Genomic DNA, 17,307 nt, shown 5'->3' with positions numbered 1-17,307 from the left:
CTAGTTAGAAAGCCGCGAGCAGAAAACGAGGTTCGCCCTCTTTTTTCATTTGACTCAGTCTCGCAATCTGGGTACTGCCCGTTAAGCTGGTATCGAGAACATAAGCGCACTGCCTATTGTTATCAAGTGGCTCGAAGTGCTTAATGTCTTCGCCACTGAAACTACCCCACAATCCGACCAACAACATCACTTCATCTCCGGGTAAGGCGTCACGCAATGCGGTGACTCGTTTGACATCATCATAGAGTTTATTGCGATCTTTTTTGGATGCCAGTTCGTCCTGATGTAGAACATGAAACTCAAACCAGAGGTTTTTTCCCGGAGTGACGATATGCAGATCCGCCTTTGACGCGTAGCGTTTGTCACAAGGTTTCACAGTATTCGGTTTGGTCACAAACTTAAGGTACTCATCGCCACTGAAATATGGTGACGCGAAATGGATGTCATCCATGTCTGAAGATTGTGTCAAAGAGAGGCTAAGATCGAGAGTTAACCACGAATGCACAAAAGGTTTGGCTTGAGACATAGCGATGACTTGGTTTGCCCGACTAAAATTGTGCTGGCTAGCGAGGTGGCTAAGTAGGGATTGCTGAATCATAAAGTTTCTCCGAATGCATTATGATGTCAGGGTATCAATCAGGGGGAGTAGAAACTCGGGATAAGCCAGCATAGAGTAGGGGATGCTGGCGTTAGGTTGGGGTCACGAGTTGTCCAGCCATTGCTGGGCATCATCCAGTTCATGTAAGAACAGTCGGCTTTGGCTTGCATGATTGGCTAGGTTGTAATCATTCAACAGATCAGGGCGAAAGGCGGTGCCCAGCGACAGACATTGAACTTGCTGAGATGGTGAAAAATAACTCAGTTGCTCAGACAGAATATCTGAAAGTTCTGGTTCTTCAATCCCCGCTTCAAAGCATGACCATAGCGCTTTTATCACTGGATACATGGGCTTGCTCTGCTGTCTTACGTCTGTGCTTTTGGCATATTCAGGTTGCCATTGAAATGTAGTGCCAAACAAAAAACAGCGAATCGTGTGCATCAGCAACCAGTAGTTGTGCTGAACGTCTGCCTTTTTTGCGTTGATTGACTTGAGGTATTGATACAACGCGGCCACAAACTTGCTGGTGGCAAGGCTATCGGCATTTGTCATGGCCAGTAGGATAGCGCGGTTAATCTTACCAGCGTATTTCTGCTCAGGTGAGGGGGGGCGATTGACTTCTCTCGCTTCATGAGAGTAGTGATATCGGCCAGTGATTCCGTGCTGCCCAAGTTTTGAACCTCGCTCATTGAGCGCCCCGCCATTGAGCCAGTCAACGTGACTTAACGGGTTAATAGGGCGCATCGACATCGGTCCCCCTGCTCGAGAGTGTTCTGACCATTCCTGCAGTTCCGGTGATGCCTCAGGTGCTGGCTGTGCTTCATGGATCGGAGAAGAAAGCGCCAGATAAGCCAGTTGGTATGCCAGCCGTTGGGCGAGGCCGGGTTCTGCTCCGGCCATTAATGCGGCGCTGAAGGCCGCATAATACATTTGGTCTGCTCGCATTAAGAGTCCTCCCAGTTGGGATTATTCAGTGGGGGCACTAAGGGCTTTAACGTTGCTGTTAAACTGAGGCAGTGTTTCAACAAAACGATTAATCACTTGCTCCGCAACGGACTCTTTCACAGAGGGTTCACTAATGTAGGTATCGACTTCTGAGCGGATATGACCACCATTCAGCGCATCACGATCTCGTTGGTTAACGATAGCATTCACAGCTTGAGCAAAGGCAAAGCCATCGGTTTTACTGTAGATTCGGTGTTGGCTGCCAGTGTTCCCTGATTCAGGGTAGCGTGGCGCTGCATAAGAGACCATATATGGCTGGGTATTTGGATCGTTGCCAATTAGTTCTTCACATGAGAAGAGAACGAAGTCGGTAGAACGATAAGCATCCATCACTTGGTTACAGATAGGCAGATCCGCTTCGATGGCTAAATTGTAATCACAGAAGAAAACATCGACACCAGGGATCAAGCTGGAGATCATGGTATCAAATGCACTTTGTACCCCTTCTGGAAGTTCGTCTTGTTCTGGGACCTGAGTGTAAGGTTGTGATTTAACAGAATATGAACTTCGCCAGCGGGCCAATAGTTGTTTACCTTTGTGTCCATCTCGGTACTTATAGGCCACCTTGTAGCCGCTATCAAAAAAGTCTTCAACATCTGGCTGATCTGTTAAGAAAGCAAAAGTGCGTCCGTCAGAAGCTTCGCAAAGGCGAAATAGTAGTTGTCTCATTGGTTTCTCCTGTTGAGTAGTTACCTCCGCAGAATAGGGTTTTCAGGGCGTGCATACTTGGTGCAATAGTTCACTCTTCTGGGGTTATTGATGATCCGTTGCTCGCATGCAGGAACGTACGCCTGTCAGCCTACGAAGGTGAGGTTGACGAGGTTGTTCTTTGCCCTTTGAATTGGCAGGATTACATATCACTTTATCTTTATTTTCATCTACTTGAGAAGAACTCTCCTTTTGAGTGTCTACGGCGACTTTACGCTCACTCTTTGAAGATGAGTTGGCCTTAAAATGAAATTGGTAAGTGTAAGTCGCACCGTCCTGATAGCTTGATGATTGAGACCAGTTAATGCCAGTGGATGAAGTGTGACTGGCCGATGCTGCGGTGACTTCGGATTCCATTTTTGGTCTGAGCTTAATCGGTTCTTCACCAGATTCTGGGGGCTCGATCTCGCATGGCTTTTTTGCAGGGGTCTCCTGCTCTTCGGCAGAGTCGGCCTTTTCAGTGCACACGGCTTCCTCTTGAGGGTGAGTGCTAAACACGCTTTTTGGCATACTCGTTAGGCAGCGGGCAAGATCTTGGACATAACTTTGATACGGGTTAAAGTGGGTATCAAATTCGGCGAGCTTAGTGTTGGCATTACTCGTGGCTTTGTCCGCCTCTTGTACGAGTGACTCACTTGTTGAAAGAGCCTCCTGGCTTGTCTGCGAAGTTGATGGAGGGTTTGCCGCTTCTGCGGTAGGAGAAACGGACGCTTCCTGCGGTTGTGCTTCTGCTTGCGAAGCCTGACTTAGTGTGCGATAGCGGGATTTGAGTCGGTAGCCACGAGGAACCCATATGACTCGACGGCGTCGGTATTTGCCCATTCTTCCCCCTTATGAGTAAAGTGGCGAGAGTTCTCCCGCCAGAAACCGTTACACTAGCGTGTTCACCAGTGCGCTAAATGTTTTATTGACGATCTTTTGTACTTCCGACTTGGCACTGATCTGCCAAGTAAGCATTTCAGCCTCGGCGATTTGTTTTTCACGCGTGATTTCTAACTCAAACTCTTCATCGGTTAAGTCGCCATTGTTTCTTGCGGCAATCAGCTCTTCCAGCGTGGACTTCTGTTTATCAAGTGTGACTGTCAGTGCACTGGCCAGCAGGTTTTTAATCGGTGAATCTTCAATTTGACTGGTGATCTGTTCAATGATGCTGTCTATATTTTCCGTCATTTTCTGTTCCTTAAAATTATTGTTTGGCGAGTTCACCACGGATTAACGCATCAATAAGCCGCTGGTATTGGTCTAATCGACGCTTGATGAGAAAGTTTGACAGGGTGTGTTTTTGTTGGTGTGTTTTCATGTCTTGTTGCCAGAACTGAACTAAGGTTTGCGCTTGTTTTAAAGTTTCTTGATTTTGCTCTCGTCTTGCTTGTCGGCGTTCTAGCCCACGAATGTTGACGTCTATCTTGAGGTATTGGTCGGCGAATCTAGAATAGAGGCGCTCATTTTCCGGTAGTGCCTGCAGACTGAGGTAAAGGAATTCAATATCGCGCTCGATACTTTGTGCTTGCTGAACGGTTTGAAGATCGTAGGGGGCGACCAAGCGTAGCGTGCAACCAGTCAGTAATAGTAAACAGGCGGCGAGCCAGCCGAGGTAATGTTTCTTCATTGTCTATCCTTATTTTTCGGGTTTCACGCCATGATGACGTGAAAGGGAGGAGTTCGCTCAGACTAATTGGCTGAATAATTGGGTTATTTGACCGTGTTTATTGCTTGTTGAGTGATAAGTTAAAAGTAGGGCATGAAAGCGAGGAAGGTTATGTCAGATTTGATTAATGCACTCAAAATTGTCAAGAAAGCGTACAAACCCAAATTGCAAAAGCTGAAGATGACACCCGAGCAAGTAAAGCAAAAGGTCAAGGTCTATCAGAAAGTTATCAGTGTGCTGCAAGGTGTGGATAGGCTGGAATCGTTACAGAAAGAATCTTTGGAGATGGTGGCCAAATTGGTGAAAACCTTTGTTGAACAAGCTCCGGCAATGGCTAATCAGGCGCTCGACCCGCTGAAGAAGATTCAGGAGGCGGCTCAGGCTGACGACGAATCCCATCGATCAGGCGATCAAGCAAAGTAAACAGTACTTCGATGCTATAACCGGCGATAAAGGCCAGCGCCATAGGGGAAAGTGTCATATCACCCATCTCGGGCTTGAGTAACCAGCCAGTGATCATTCCGGCTAGGCAGCCAAGCGTGAGCCTTAGTCGATAGCCTACCTCACGACTCGCGGTATAGGTGAGGGTTCGGACTTGTTGCAGCAAGCTACGTAGAACGAAAATGAATGCCCCAAGTAGGCCATACATCAGTGGTAAAATGTAGTTTTGCAGCATTTGCAATACGGATTGGGCGGCGATCAGGTTTGCGGAGTACTCGACTGGTGAATCTTCATTGACGGTTCTCTCGGCATCCAAAGGAATATTGCGTCCACCTAGCCAGATGTGGTTCCAGTTCCTAAGCAGTTGGTAGTTGGCTTCCATATCGGGTGGCATAGGTGAACCGAGTGTGTCTGAAGCACCGACTGAGGTCAGGAGGTTTTGTGTCAGAGCGTAACCAAACAAATAGTACATCTGAACAAGCAACAGGAAAATTAGCGTGAAAACCGTGTAGCGTCGATACCAAGTGATGACTCTCGACGCACCTGGTAATTCCAGCTTGCCATCTTTGGCGTCAGGGACGACAGCTTTAATACTCTCAACCGTCACTGGGTAGACCTGCTTGGCTAAACGGTCATAACATTGCAACAGCAAGGTTTCATCCTCAACACTCCAATGCCGAGTATCGATCCTATATTTGGCGCGGTAGATACCTTCAGCAATCCCTGGATCAATGGTGAGATCACCGTGACGAGCAACGTATTGCAGCAGTTGAATACCTTCGCGGATCAACTGCTGTAGATCAGACTCAGGGACCGATTCATGAGTCCGTGATCTTACTGGTGAGTCACTCGTCAACGGCTATCCCCTTTTGATTAATAGTTATAGCTGGACACTTCTCTGTCCTGATAATCGATCAGCGCGCAGCTACCGCCATTGTTGTTCCACAGGGCGGTAGGGCTATTAAAGCTGAACTCGTTACGCTCAAGCGAAGCTTTGTTGGTAAAGATGCGCAGCGATGTTAGTGGCGCAAGCTGAGTGTTTTCAGGAAACACAAAACAACGCTCATTGCGTAGTGCTTCTAAGCGCCAGTTGCTGAGGTCAACGATATGCTCAGAGGTATTGTGAATTTCAACATACTCATCCCCTTCACTGCGAAACTCTTCACCGTCATAGTTAATATGACTGATGATGGTATGGGGGTGGGCCTTATCACCATAAATGAAGCTGGACACCGTTTGTCCATTTTGGTTAACCAGCGTGCCAAGATCGCCTCGGTTATTCCACACTGGTTGATTAGAGCCGAAGCTGTGCTCAGATTTGCCAGAAGTGTCAATTTTGATGCTTTCAGACGGCGATAAGTAGGTATGCTCAGGGAAGATATACTGCTGATCAGGCGACCCGGCCTGAATGTGCCAGCCACTGATGTCAACGGTCAGATTGCCACGATTTCGTATCGTGATCGACTCATCTAATGGGGAGCTGCTTCCTTTAAAATCCAGTGCAGAAATTTCAACTTGATTGAGCACTTGCAGTTGATTGAGCTTTTGCCAGCACTCATCCATATTGTCTTGAGATAGCTTTTCTGGCATCGACAGTTGATCGAGAATTTTAAGTACTTCTTGTTGAATGTATTGGGTATTCACTGACACGAGTCACTCCTTGTTTTTTAGGGCATTGAACGTGTCTAATGTAGCGAAATCCCCGAAAAATACTCGGGGATTTTCAACTAGAATTGCCGTGAATCGATGCTCGGCTATTTTTCGATAAACAATAAAGTAATTATCAATGACAGCATCAGCAGTAATGGCCAATACCATTGTTTGACTCGCAGCCCTTGTTGGTACTCTAGTGCATGAATTTTCATCTCAGTGGTGTACGCCAGAGCGCCAATCGAGGTGAAAATGATTTGCAGATAAGCGAGAAAATAGAAATATTCGATGAAGATAACCCCTTGGGCGTTCAATTCTTCACGTAGGGCAACATGCGCAATGACTAAGATGAAAAACAATGACGCGCAGTATTGGAGAACGGTGGCAGTGTTGAAACCCCATAGTGCTTGCTGTTTTTCATCTTTTGTCCATAGAAGCAACATACAGTAAGTGAGAAAGCTCACGACCAACAGCGGCATGATATGGCTAATCAGTGGACCAGTGATGCTGCGTTGGATCACCATATTGTACTTAAGGTTGATGGTGCGATGGCCGTTGTAAAGCTGGTCAGTCTGATAACTAAAGTAACTTTGCAGCAGCTTCCAGCTACCAAAATCGTGCTCGGCCATCCTAATTCCGGGCAGGTCTTCGGGTCGCATTGACGGATAGCTGTCGAATTCTGGAACCAACATCAGGTAGCCAGATTCTGGCCTCGGAATCATAGTCAATTCAATGACTTCACGGTCAAACGGAAAAGACTCGTAATCAAAAGGCTGTTTGATGAGGGCGACAAACTGCCAGAGCTGAAACTCTTCACTTTCTCGAATCAAAGACCAAGAGGTATCCAGTGAATTATTGATATGCAGGGGGGGCTCATCGGTGGTTTGCTCTGTGGTGATGATTTTCCCCACAATGCTGACTTGATCGGCTTCAACAAGATCTAAGGACTCTACGGTTAAGTTGATAGGGTGAATGTGCTCTGAGGACGTTTTCCCCCCTAGAGGGTAATGAGCCTGCGAAGCCAGATAGGCGCTTTCTTCGTTGACTAATAATGCTTCTCCTTTACTCAACGGTTTTGGTGCAAGGGCTTGATACCAAAGCAGTAAAAGATAAGAAAGAAGGCACAAGGATAGAACAGTGAATAGGCGTCTTAATCGGTATCTCGAGGCGTTGGGAAAACGCAAGGAAGCAATAAAAATAATCAAGCCTGCGATGAGCAGAAACCAAACCAAATCATGATACCAAGCGTGAGAGGCGGTAGATTTTCGTAGCTCATCAGCATCAATGATGAGCCCAAGTTGAGCATCTAGGCCAGCGATGTTGCTCAGCACCATCCATTCTTCTCGACCTGTCACAGGATGAGAAAAGGTAGACAAGTTGCCTTTAGAAAGTTGCTCTGAGATCGATGCAAGAAGCGGATATTCGTTGCGATCTAAGCGATAAATATCCTTGCCTAGCACAGACTTATTAGGGTAGGCCAATATCTGCCCAGTATGTGAAATCAGCATGCCAAAGCCTTGGCTTCCAAGGTCAAGGTTAAGAACTTGTTTGGTCAGGCTGTTGAGGGAAAAATTGAGAAAGACAATGCCATCAAAGCCGTTATTGATCTGCCCATCGTAGCTGGACTCAAACGGTACAATATATTCAGCCAGCCAGGTATTGGCGTTAGTACCGAAATACGGCTCCATCCACATACTGCCTTTTTCCATCGGTTGGTGAAACCAGAATGTGCGTGGGCCGTTGTTCATTCGGTCTGGCAAGGTGTAGTCGTAACGCTCTGAAATAAACTGGTTTGGACGATTCTCACCATTTTTTTGAAAGTAGGGCGAATACAAAGGGTTGGTTGACAGCGGATAGCGATTTTTGTGAAAGGCGATCCCTCCACGATGTGCGCCTTTGGTGGTCATCACGGATTGAGTGATCAAATCACGCAGCTCTTGATCATTATGTTGCTTCTGATTGATGGCAGATGCGAGCAGTTCTGTCTTGTGTGATAACTCAGACAAGCGTTTATTAATGGCTTGAGTGGCGGTTTGGCTCTGCTGCACCAGATGATGACGGATTTCAGTATCGATATCTGCGTGCCACTGGTAAATACTGATGGTGATGAAGGCCGCGGCTGACCAAATGAGCGCGGTAATCCAGCGTAAATGGTAGTACTGCAATTCGGAAGGTTTGATCATGATTGGTCTCCCGATTCAACATGCCGATGTTGACGCTTTTCAGCGAGTGCGATGAAAGTCTTCAAAAAGCTTTGGCACAAGGCGCCACTGACAATAAAGAAACACGCCACCATGGTGTAAATAGGCAGTATCGCGTCGGCTTTTCCTGATGAAGCAATGTAGGAGTTTGATGTAGCCAGAATCTCGTCCACCCCTATAGCCGAGGCAGTTGTGGAGGCCATCAAGATGACTAGGAAAAATTGATTGACGGCCGATAACGAGAAGGACCTACCGCTGGTACGCTTTTGTGTGGCTAGGTCACAGCTGTAGCCCATGACAGGGATAGCCAAAGCGATGATAGCTTTACCTAAAGCTGGGACATACATCTCGAACCCCATCATTTCCCAGCGTGAGGGGACGATTAACGCCAAGTAGAACAGCATGACAAAACTGGGTACGTTGCAGAGCAAAGATTGAACGCCTTTTGCCAACCATTTTACGGGCGCTTGGCTGTGATTCGCTCCACGGCTTAAGAGAGCCCCTAGTGGGAAGCCGATGGTCATTGCTGATATGGCAATTAGGATATTGAGACTAAACGCGTAAGTGAGCGACAGCCATAAAGCCATGTCTGATAGAATCATTGCAATGCTCCTTTGTTGTTGATATCGGCCGAAGTTTGTCGTTTCAGATAATCGGAATAGCGTGTGAATAGCTTGCCGACAAGGTAAGCAAACAGCAGGACTTCGAGATAATAAAACAGAGCCAGAAGAGTCATGAGTAGGACGGGGTAGCCAGAACTCGAGACTAAGGTGTTAACGACAAGCACGGCATTGGGGGAAGCAATAACACTGGCCATGCCGGCTGCTTTGGCGAGATTGACTAAATTGGCTTTGACTCCTGCACTATGATGAAGGTATCGCTGAGTTAAGGAAAGTGGTGATGCCACTTCTGCCGTGACTAGGTTGTTGATTCCTGATGCTGTGTACAGTGCCAGTACCAACCACGCGACACTGGCTCCACTTAATAACCAATGCTGGCCGTGCTCATTCCAGAAAGATAAAGCGCCAAAATAGATCAGGTAAAGCATCAAAATCGGAGGGATTGAGCTTTGTAGGTGAGTCAGAAAGGCGATGGGTTTGGATACCCAGATTTTTGAACTCAGGGTCATTTGGGTAAAGCATAATGCCAGTGCTACCGCTGTAAAGATAGACACCAAAGTGAAGAGAGCGGTATGGAGCATTGACTGGATAAGCCGTTCGGTATCGAATCGGTCAAAAGGCCACAGTTTTTTATCACCCTGCTGACCAAGCGATATGACAGTATCAAAGCAGAGTTTCTGCCGGCTTATTTCCTGGCTATTGGCTTGACACAAGGCATCACCATTTTCATCTACTGAGTTCCAGTTTTTGTGTTGCTGAGTGAGATAGTCCTGTTCAGGCAGCTGCCATTGTTGAGCGAGGCTCTTTAGTCGACCATCTCTGATGCGGCTGGCAATAAAGCGAGACAACCAGTCTGCGAAAGACTGTGATGCGGTATCCTTGCGAGTGACCATTGACCAGTGAATGGGCATGATGGTTTCTACATCAACACTATAGTCACTCCACTCTTTTTGATTCGACAAGTGGAATAGGATGCCGCTGTCATAAGCCCATGCCTGACATTTATTCGTCAGCAGAGCCAGCTTGGCATCTCGGTTGCTCATTAAAATGATTGGTTTGATCCGATAATTTTGTACCAAAGACTTATTAAAGTATGCCCCAGCCGTCAGGCAGACGGGCTTTCCGATTAAGTCTGTCCACTGTGCAACAAGGTTGGATTTGTGGGCCAGTGCAGTGACACCACTGCGGAAATAGTGAGGCGTGATCATACGGACGCGCTGTCGACGTTGCATCGAATCGCCAACGGTAGCAATCAGCATATCGACTTGCCCTTCATTAAGTTTTTGGAATCGGTTAGCACTAGTGACTGTTTTGAATTCGACCTTGGCGTTGAGCGCTTGGCCAATCATTTTTGCCAAGTCGGGTTCAAAACCTGCCGGTTGACTATTACTGTCCAGCATTCCCCAAGGTGGGTAATCGGCTTTGACACCAATAACAATACGACCAGATTGTTTAATTTTGCTCAGTAAGTCTTGCGCTTGAAGATGTCCAGGGAGCAGCATGTAGCAGCACAAGAAGAGGGTAAACAAACGAATCATGCGCGCCTCCTTGCCACTACTAATAAGCCATAACCCAGTGATGCTGGTAGAAGGTTACACAGCAAATTATCTAAAAAGGCCATTACAGAACTCTGAATCACAAAACGCTCTGGAAAAATACTTTCTGCGGTGATTGTCTCGATTTCAAACCCAGCTTCAAGGAGCTCTGATTTAATCTCGTTTACAGTGTAAAGATGATAAAAAAGAGGGATTTTTCGGCCCGACTGGTAACGCTCGTATTGAATATCTCCCGGAAGTTGTTGCTGATTTCTTTGTTGCCATTGCCGTTTGAAAAAACGCCGTCGTCGATTAGGTACGGATAAGATCAGTGAGCCATCGGGTTGCATGTTTGTATAAAACCACTTTAAGAGTTTGATGCGTTCCGTTTGCTCTCGAATATGGCTCATGACACCAAAAAGAAGTAAACCTAACTGGAAGTTTACCTTGTGACTATCGATGTGTTGGGTCAGCTGTGTTTGGTCGTTGAACCACTCCACGCGCTCGGAGTAGTGCTGCGTTGCTTGCTTGGCTTGTTGAACCGCTATTTCACTGATATCAAAGCCATACAGATGTAAGTTTGTTTGTTTGAGCAGTGGGTAGCTATATCGCCCGTTACCACATCCATAGTCCAGTGCTATTGCATCTTGATCGAGAAACTGAGCGTGATGAAAAAGGGTATTCAAGACCCGGATATTGGCTTTTGGATAGCGAGAGGTGTACAAGCCGATGCGATAATAATCATCGTAGGATTGTGCGATGGTTGTTGATTGGGAATTGTTCATGAATAGACTCCTTTCTGCGCCTAAGTGAAATTTGCGCAGGTTACCCTGCGCAAGCTGTTACGCTGAATGAGTCTGGTAAGCGGACTCCAATTTCTCGTCATAGCGGTTCTCTGCATAGCCAGGACCATTGTAGTAACGAGCAAAAGTTGGCCAGTCGAGAGCTTGTATTGCTTCGTGTAGCTTAGAATTTGACTTAATAAAGTTGACGAAGGCCATCAGGTGATGACGCTCAGCAACGAACATGTCGTGAACGAACGTTTCGACATCGTCATAACCTGCAGCCTGATGGTTAAAGCCCATGATTTGATAACGGCCGAAAGAGGCTGATTTCAGAGCGGCAGTTCTATCCAAGTCGATGGCTTGCTTCAGGCGGTCATACTCTTTTTCACCACCCACATAGAGTGAACGATCCCATTTTCGAGATGAGAGGTTCGGATGAGATTCATCAAAGCGACGATCACTGTATTTAGAGAACTGATGGGCTTCAAACAAAATGCAAGGTAAGCCAGACTCGAAGAAACCACTACCGGAAGATTCAACCTCTGAGACCGCTTTAATCGCGGCGACTTCACAACCCAGAGATTCGGCTGCATCATGATAGTCTTCGTCAGTCAGCCCTTTGACGGGGTCAATCGCTGGCAAGAATAAGGAACTAAGAGTTCTTTGCCCTGTCCCCAGAACTTTATTGAGTGTGCGGTGGCTTTTGCCATTCGCATCGATACGGCTATCAGGGTGATGAAAGCCAAGAATGGTTTTTTGCATTGCGGCGATCGCTAGGCACGTTGGTGATTGGTCAGTCTCTGAATGAATAACACCATCTTCTTGCAGTGGGGCTGTTAAGCCAATTTTATCACTCAACTGGTTCAAAGCTTTTTGTACGTTGAGTACGTCATCTGGTGTGTTGTCTGCGCCAATTCCAACCGACGAGGTTAAAGTGAGTTCTCTCATGTTTGACTCCATGTATTCTGGTTTGATTGATCCCTACAAACGCTACTGGAATTGAGAAATCACTAATTGGGCGGAGCCAGTGAATTTTCGGTGCTACCGATGAACTAAGGTTTTCAGAAGGAAAAGTTAAGATTTGGTCAAAAATAGAGTCCCGAGTGAAGTTGTCGATTGAGATCGCAACGATGGGTAATTAAGGGTGCTATGTTTGTATAAAAAACAACCTAACCAAATCGACTAAGATAAGCAAAGGAGCCGTTATGCTAGGTGAAGACCACTCTCTACTCAATGAGTTTCCACAGTATAAAGAAACCATTCGAGCATTAGCTAAAATGGATGAAAATTTTCTCTCTGCAATGAAGTCCTACGATTCACTAGATAAGGAAATCCGCAAATTGGAGATGATGGACTCTCCTGTTAGTGATGAAGAAATGCACAAAATGAAACATGATCGGGCAGTGATGAAAGATCAGCTCCATAAGCGATTGATTAGTGCGCATCGATAATATTCACAATAAGGTCGGAAAGCACCGGACTAGGGGAGCGCCCTTCCCCTAGTCTCATCATTCAACATATATAAGGTACTGTTCTAGAATTATCGTAAGACGAGGTAATTCCGAATTAGGCCTTCAGTTATGGGCATATTTACTTGCAATAAGTGCTATAAGTTTGTCGCCCCCAATGCATTAGCCTCTAGAGGCGGAATTTGCCACGCGTGTTTCCAGTTTCTCATGGCATCAAAGATGCCTACAAAGCTTGTAGACCTCGTTTACAAGGAGATAGAAGAAGGAAATCAAATCAAGAATTTCTGTATTATTAAAACCGAATGCGACAGTTGGATCACTGTTGACCTTAAATACCCATTTTCACAGATATACGATTTGAGTGGGGTAACTTATGTCGAAAGCTCAAACAATGCAACATACACAGATGTAGAACATCACTCTTCCCAAGGTGGCACCGAAACGGTCAAAATTCAGTCAGTGTTGAGGCTCATTGATGAGCCTCAAACTGCTGCAAGTGTGCATGACTTGTCTTACTACGCACGTTATGTTGTGCGTCTTATTATTCTTTGTCTATTAATTTTGATTGCTTTGATCTATTTCTTTCCTAAGCCTATCTTATTATTCATTCAAGTTGTCCCACCCGTTGTCTTCTTTAGTTGGGTTGTTAGGCAGTTTTTTAAAGATAGATAAAGCCTAGGTCGATTGGTCTACGTTGGATTAGTACCTTCCATGGTAAAAGCTGAATATCCTGGGCATGAACAGGTTGCACTTTAGGGCTAAATACTTAACTGCTTACTGAGTATTGAGTGCTAGCAACTTTTCAGTAAACTGCGCAAAACCGTAGCCGCCTGGCTCCGTCATTAGGACCGAAGGATGAAACGCCAATCGATCCCAATAGTGTTTAATATTCGCGACCCCAACACTGTTTGGCATAATTTCAAACATGTGCTGGTCGTTCATTGAGTCACCGACATAACAGGCGCGCGTTGTGATCTCTTGGTTAGATAGACCTTTCTCGGTAAGGAATGCTGTGGCTGTCGCCTTTTTCGAGTGCTCGCCATACCATGCATTAATGTGAATCGAGCTGGCGGTGGCGTGGGCACCCAAAGCATGAATCTTAGCGACAATTTCTTCGATCACGGCTTCGTCTACACGAGGGCGGTTCTGGCCGATATCAATCGCCACTTCACACAAGCGATAGGATTGATCCAGTGTCAATGACAAATCTGGGTAGTCACGTAGGATGTCTTCAACCTGCGCTTTTAGCTTTGTCTGGTCGTCGCGGATAGCTTCAAGAGGAACACCAGAGCGTAAGGTAAGATATCCATCCTTCTTTTCCATAATAAACGCGCCGTTTTCACCTAATACGGCATCCACAGGCCAAAGCTGGGCAATATGGTCACACCAACCCGCACAAGCGCCAGTTACAGCGACTACCTTCTTGCCTGAGTCTCTTAATTCTTGTAGCGCGATTAAGGTCTCTGGCGGTAAACGGCCTTCCCAAGTCAGGGTGTCATCGACATCCGTCAGTACCCAGTCGACCTGTTTCCAGTTTTGGTTTAAATCATTCGTTACCGAATTCATTTCTACACCTCAAAATTCTTTCAATACATCGTGTTAAAGTAAATTCGGCAAAAACATTACTAAGCTTTCTGAGAAAGTCAGCAGCATCAACACCGTCAGTAGCGCCAACAGTAGTGGCGCCACTTCTCGTACAAAATCAACCATACGTACCTTTAGGATGGAACATACGGTGAACATCATTGAACCAAATGGCGGTGTCACACCCCCAATCATGATATTTACAATGACAATGATGCCGAAGTGAACTGGGTTGACGCCCAAGTTCAGTACGGCTGGCAGTAGCAATGGCGTGAGGATGATCATCGCCGCGCCACCTTCAATAAACATCCCTACGACCAACAGCAGAGCGTTAATGAGTAGCAGCAATACCAGTTTGTTGTCTGTCAGTTCAATCAGCGCTGAGGCCACATTGTGTGGGATTTGCTCCAGCGTCATGTAGTAACCAAACACCATGGCACCAATAATGATGAACATGACGCTACTGGTACCTTGAACCGTTTCACGCATGATCATTGGAATGTGTTTGAAGCCAAGCTCACGATAGACAAATGCGCCAATGATGATGCAGAGTAGAACCGCAATCGCACCTGCCTCAGTCGGTGTAAACAAACCAAAGCGCATCCCCAAAATGATGCCGAAAGGAATCAGCAATGCAGGCACGGCTTTCAGTAAGTAATGGAAACGCTCTTTCGCTGTTGCAGGCTCCGAACGAGACGGCTTGTACTTACGTTTGCGGGCGATAAACGCGATGGTCAGCATCAGGGAAGCCGCCATCAGGAGCGCAGGTACATAACCCGCAATAAACATCTGGTGAACAGAAACGTTGGCGAGCAACGCAAAAATGATTAGGTTGATGCCTGGCGGAATCACTGGGCTGATGCTTGAAGAAGCTGCGGTTACCGCTGCGGTAAAGGGTAGGTCATAACCGCGTTTGGTCATTTCTGGCGCCAGTATTTTCGACTGCATCGCAGCGTCAGCGTTAGCAGAGCCTGAAATGCCGCCCATCAATGTGCTTAATGCCACGTTAACCTGTGCCAGACCACCTGTTTTGTGACCAATCATAGAGTCAGCAAAGGCCAGCAAGCTTCGGCTGATCCCAGCGTAATTCATGACCGAGCCGACCATAATGAAAAACGGTATCGCTAATAGCGGAAAAGATTCAGCGGAGCTGATGAAGCGCTGCATAACCAAGCTCACGGGAATCGAATCATTGATGAATAAGAAGTAGACCATCGATGATGCGATCAGTGAAAAAGCAATGGGAATATTGAGCAGAAAAAGGACAAATAGAATGATGATTGGCAGATAGCTTTCCATCGACAGAACCTATTTTTGTGAACGCTTAAGTAACGCGACGCCATCCACAATGAACTTCACTGTGTGAATAGCCATAAGAACAAAACAAAGTAACAGTACGCCATTAATGGCGAAGTACGACAGGCCCATTACAGGCGTGACTTTGTTAGAAAGCATCAGGTATTGATAGCTCAGAATCGCCATCAAGATATTGAGGGCCAGTAAGAACACGGACACACCGAGCCTAAATGCAGGTTTCGCTTTGCTTGGCAGCATAGCGACTATGACGTCGACGCCCATATGCAGCTTATGCTTGTAACAAGAGCTAATACCTAAGTAGACCGCCCAGATAAAGCAGATCACAGACAGCTCTTCGCTCCAAGGGACGACAAAGCCAAACCCGTAACGTAAAACAACGTTCACAATCACAACCAAGACCGTGATTGAAATAGCAATCGAAGCGAGGATCTCTTCAATATTTCTTAGTAAAAACAAAAAATCTTCTCCGGTAAATTACCTACTAACCATAGATAATTTACGAACAATGCGGCCTGAAAAACATCAAGCCGCATCTAGGTTAGTTAGTGTTTTGTGAGTTATTGAGCTGCACGAATCGTTTCTAGCTCTTGCATGATCTTAGCGTGGATGCCTTCGCTCCATTCAGGGAACTGGTTGTAGACATCAGCCGTTAGCTGGTTAAACTCTTCAGAGTTGACTTCGTTAAACGTTACGCCAAGTTCTTCCAGTTTCTGGGTGTATTCCGTATCTAGCTTGACCAACTCAGAGGTGTTTGAAATCGCGCCCGCTTCCAGCTCTTCGTTAATGATTTGCTGCTGCTCTGGAGTGAACTTGTCCCACAACTTAGGAGAAATATAGATGCCGACTGTGCCAAGGAAGTGCTTGGTGAGTGACATGTTCTTCGCGACTTCATAGATCTTAGTCGAGTACATCGTCAGAATAGAACCTTCCAGACCGTCAACCACACCTTGCTGAACACCTGCGTAGGTTTCTGGGAATGGCAGAGAAGCTGGTGCCGCGCCCATCGCAGATAGCGTGCTAATGAACAGTTGGCTTTGTGGCACGCGAATACGCATGCCTTTCATATCTGCAGAGTTCACGATCTCTTTGTTGGTGATCATGTGGCGGAAGCCGAACATGTAATCTGCATTCAGTACTTTAATACCTTTCTCTTCTGCTTTCGCTTTTAGCCCAGCGACAAACTCTGTGTCCATCATTGCTAGGTATTCATCGTACGTGTTGTAAAGCATTGGTCCAGCAAGCGCCGCGAAGTCTGGTACGTAGTCACCTAGGTAGGTTAAATCTTCGACCGCGATCCAGTTTGCACCGTTCACAACCTGCTCTAGGTTGTCTTTGTATACAGGTAGCTGCCCGCCCGGGAATACTTTGATGTTCACTGAACCGTCAGTACGTTCACGGATTTTGTCTGTCGCCTTAATGAGCTCCTTGGTCAGTAACTCATTTTGCGTAAATACCAGGCTCATGTTGATATCGATTGGATCAGCAGTTGCCTCAGCTTCAGGCTTTTTCGATTCACCACAACCTACTAAAAGTAGCGCTGCCGCTGTAATTACCGCACCTAATAGCTTTTTCATTTGTCAGTACCTTATTGATGGCTGTTTTATAAAAATTAGAGAGTGATATGTAATATTTGTAGAGTATGCGAGTGAATTATTACACTCATATGAACATTTTTATTGTTAATATGAACATATTTTGAATGAGCTCTCACAATTGTTTAGTAACATCGACCATTGCCGCTGATGT

20 protein-coding genes are annotated in these 17,307 nt (G+C 46.3%); 3 read left to right on the top strand and 17 right to left on the bottom strand.

Annotation, left to right across the window (positions count from 1 at the left end; all coding sequences use genetic code 11):
• Positions 1-4 precede the first annotated feature (4 nt).
• From L1D23_RS05650 to L1D23_RS05625, 6 genes are all read right to left on the bottom strand, one after another.
• The gene (locus tag L1D23_RS05650) at positions 5-598 is read right to left on the bottom strand and encodes a hypothetical protein (RefSeq protein WP_239864755.1); all 594 of its coding nucleotides are present in this window, start codon (positions 596-598) and stop codon (positions 5-7) included.
• A gap of 102 nt (positions 599-700) precedes the next feature.
• Positions 701-1,543, bottom strand: a complete 843-nt coding sequence (locus L1D23_RS05645) for a hypothetical protein (RefSeq protein ID WP_239864754.1) — start codon at positions 1,541-1,543, stop codon at positions 701-703.
• Between the two features lie 21 nt (positions 1,544-1,564).
• Positions 1,565-2,272: a hypothetical protein gene (locus L1D23_RS05640; protein ID WP_239835635.1), complete on the bottom strand. Its 708-nt coding sequence runs from the start codon at positions 2,270-2,272 to the stop codon at positions 1,565-1,567.
• A gap of 84 nt (positions 2,273-2,356) precedes the next feature.
• Complete coding sequence (locus tag L1D23_RS05635) at positions 2,357-3,133, bottom strand: hypothetical protein (protein WP_239864752.1); 777 nt, start codon at positions 3,131-3,133, stop codon at positions 2,357-2,359.
• Between the two features lie 48 nt (positions 3,134-3,181).
• Entirely contained in the window at positions 3,182-3,481 is a 300-nt protein-coding gene (locus tag L1D23_RS05630) for a hypothetical protein (RefSeq protein WP_239835633.1), read from the bottom strand.
• 16 nt (positions 3,482-3,497) lie between these two features.
• On the bottom strand, positions 3,498-3,920 hold the full coding sequence (locus L1D23_RS05625; protein ID WP_239864751.1) for a hypothetical protein: 423 nt from the start codon (positions 3,918-3,920) through the stop codon (positions 3,498-3,500).
• Positions 3,921-4,070: 150 nt separating this feature from the next.
• On the opposite strand from L1D23_RS05625, the gene L1D23_RS05620 reads away from it, so the two are divergent.
• Positions 4,071-4,382, top strand: coding sequence for a hypothetical protein (locus L1D23_RS05620; protein ID WP_239864750.1), 312 nt, complete (start codon positions 4,071-4,073; stop codon positions 4,380-4,382).
• Here L1D23_RS05620 and L1D23_RS05615 read toward each other — a convergent pair.
• From L1D23_RS05615 to L1D23_RS05585, 7 genes are all read right to left on the bottom strand, one after another.
• Positions 4,294-5,256 carry a hypothetical protein gene (locus L1D23_RS05615; protein ID WP_239864749.1) on the bottom strand — a complete coding sequence of 321 codons (963 nt, stop codon included), beginning with the start codon at positions 5,254-5,256 and terminating at the stop codon, positions 4,294-4,296. The genes L1D23_RS05620 and L1D23_RS05615 overlap by 89 nt on opposite strands.
• A 17-nt stretch (positions 5,257-5,273) precedes the next feature.
• Positions 5,274-6,050: a lamin tail domain-containing protein gene (locus L1D23_RS05610; protein WP_239864748.1), complete on the bottom strand. Its 777-nt coding sequence runs from the start codon at positions 6,048-6,050 to the stop codon at positions 5,274-5,276.
• A gap of 104 nt (positions 6,051-6,154) precedes the next feature.
• Complete coding sequence (locus tag L1D23_RS05605; protein WP_239864747.1) at positions 6,155-8,233, bottom strand: hypothetical protein; 2,079 nt, start codon at positions 8,231-8,233, stop codon at positions 6,155-6,157.
• The gene (locus L1D23_RS05600) at positions 8,230-8,853 is read right to left on the bottom strand and encodes a hypothetical protein (protein ID WP_239864746.1); all 624 of its coding nucleotides are present in this window, start codon (positions 8,851-8,853) and stop codon (positions 8,230-8,232) included. Before L1D23_RS05600 ends, L1D23_RS05605 begins: the two co-directional genes overlap by 4 nt.
• A complete protein-coding gene (locus L1D23_RS05595; RefSeq protein WP_239864745.1) occupies positions 8,850-10,409 on the bottom strand; it encodes a transporter substrate-binding domain-containing protein in 1,560 nt (519 codons plus the stop codon). The genes L1D23_RS05600 and L1D23_RS05595 overlap by 4 nt, the downstream gene beginning before the upstream one ends.
• Positions 10,406-11,191: a methyltransferase domain-containing protein gene (locus L1D23_RS05590; RefSeq protein WP_239864744.1), complete on the bottom strand. Its 786-nt coding sequence runs from the start codon at positions 11,189-11,191 to the stop codon at positions 10,406-10,408. Before L1D23_RS05590 ends, L1D23_RS05595 begins: the two co-directional genes overlap by 4 nt.
• 57 nt (positions 11,192-11,248) lie before the next feature.
• Positions 11,249-12,139, bottom strand: coding sequence for an N-acetylmuramidase family protein (locus L1D23_RS05585; protein WP_239835624.1), 891 nt, complete (start codon positions 12,137-12,139; stop codon positions 11,249-11,251).
• A 257-nt stretch (positions 12,140-12,396) separates the two neighbouring features.
• On the opposite strand from L1D23_RS05585, the gene L1D23_RS05580 reads away from it, so the two are divergent.
• Positions 12,397-12,642, top strand: a complete 246-nt coding sequence (locus L1D23_RS05580; RefSeq protein WP_239864742.1) for a DUF465 domain-containing protein — start codon at positions 12,397-12,399, stop codon at positions 12,640-12,642.
• 237 nt (positions 12,643-12,879) lie between these two features.
• Entirely contained in the window at positions 12,880-13,332 is a 453-nt protein-coding gene (locus L1D23_RS05575; RefSeq protein WP_239864740.1) for a hypothetical protein, read from the top strand.
• A 102-nt stretch (positions 13,333-13,434) separates the two neighbouring features.
• On the opposite strand, the gene L1D23_RS05570 is transcribed toward L1D23_RS05575, so the two are convergent.
• The 4 genes from L1D23_RS05570 to L1D23_RS05555 all read right to left on the bottom strand — a co-directional run bounded on the left by L1D23_RS05570 (position 13,435) and on the right by L1D23_RS05555 (position 17,135).
• A complete protein-coding gene (locus tag L1D23_RS05570) occupies positions 13,435-14,226 on the bottom strand; it encodes an HAD-IIB family hydrolase (protein ID WP_239864738.1) in 792 nt (263 codons plus the stop codon).
• A 33-nt stretch (positions 14,227-14,259) separates the two neighbouring features.
• Positions 14,260-15,543 carry a TRAP transporter large permease gene (locus L1D23_RS05565; protein WP_239864736.1) on the bottom strand — a complete coding sequence of 428 codons (1,284 nt, stop codon included), beginning with the start codon at positions 15,541-15,543 and terminating at the stop codon, positions 14,260-14,262.
• A 9-nt stretch (positions 15,544-15,552) separates the two neighbouring features.
• On the bottom strand, positions 15,553-16,017 hold the full coding sequence (locus L1D23_RS05560) for a TRAP transporter small permease (protein ID WP_239864734.1): 465 nt from the start codon (positions 16,015-16,017) through the stop codon (positions 15,553-15,555).
• A gap of 101 nt (positions 16,018-16,118) precedes the next feature.
• Positions 16,119-17,135: a C4-dicarboxylate TRAP transporter substrate-binding protein gene (locus L1D23_RS05555; protein WP_172851481.1), complete on the bottom strand. Its 1,017-nt coding sequence runs from the start codon at positions 17,133-17,135 to the stop codon at positions 16,119-16,121.
• Positions 17,136-17,307 lie beyond the last annotated feature (172 nt).

The organism is Vibrio sp. Isolate24 (genome assembly GCF_022398215.1).
Lineage (GTDB): Bacteria > Pseudomonadota > Gammaproteobacteria > Enterobacterales > Vibrionaceae > Vibrio > Vibrio coralliilyticus_A.
This window is presented reverse-complemented; position numbering and strand designations above follow the sequence as displayed.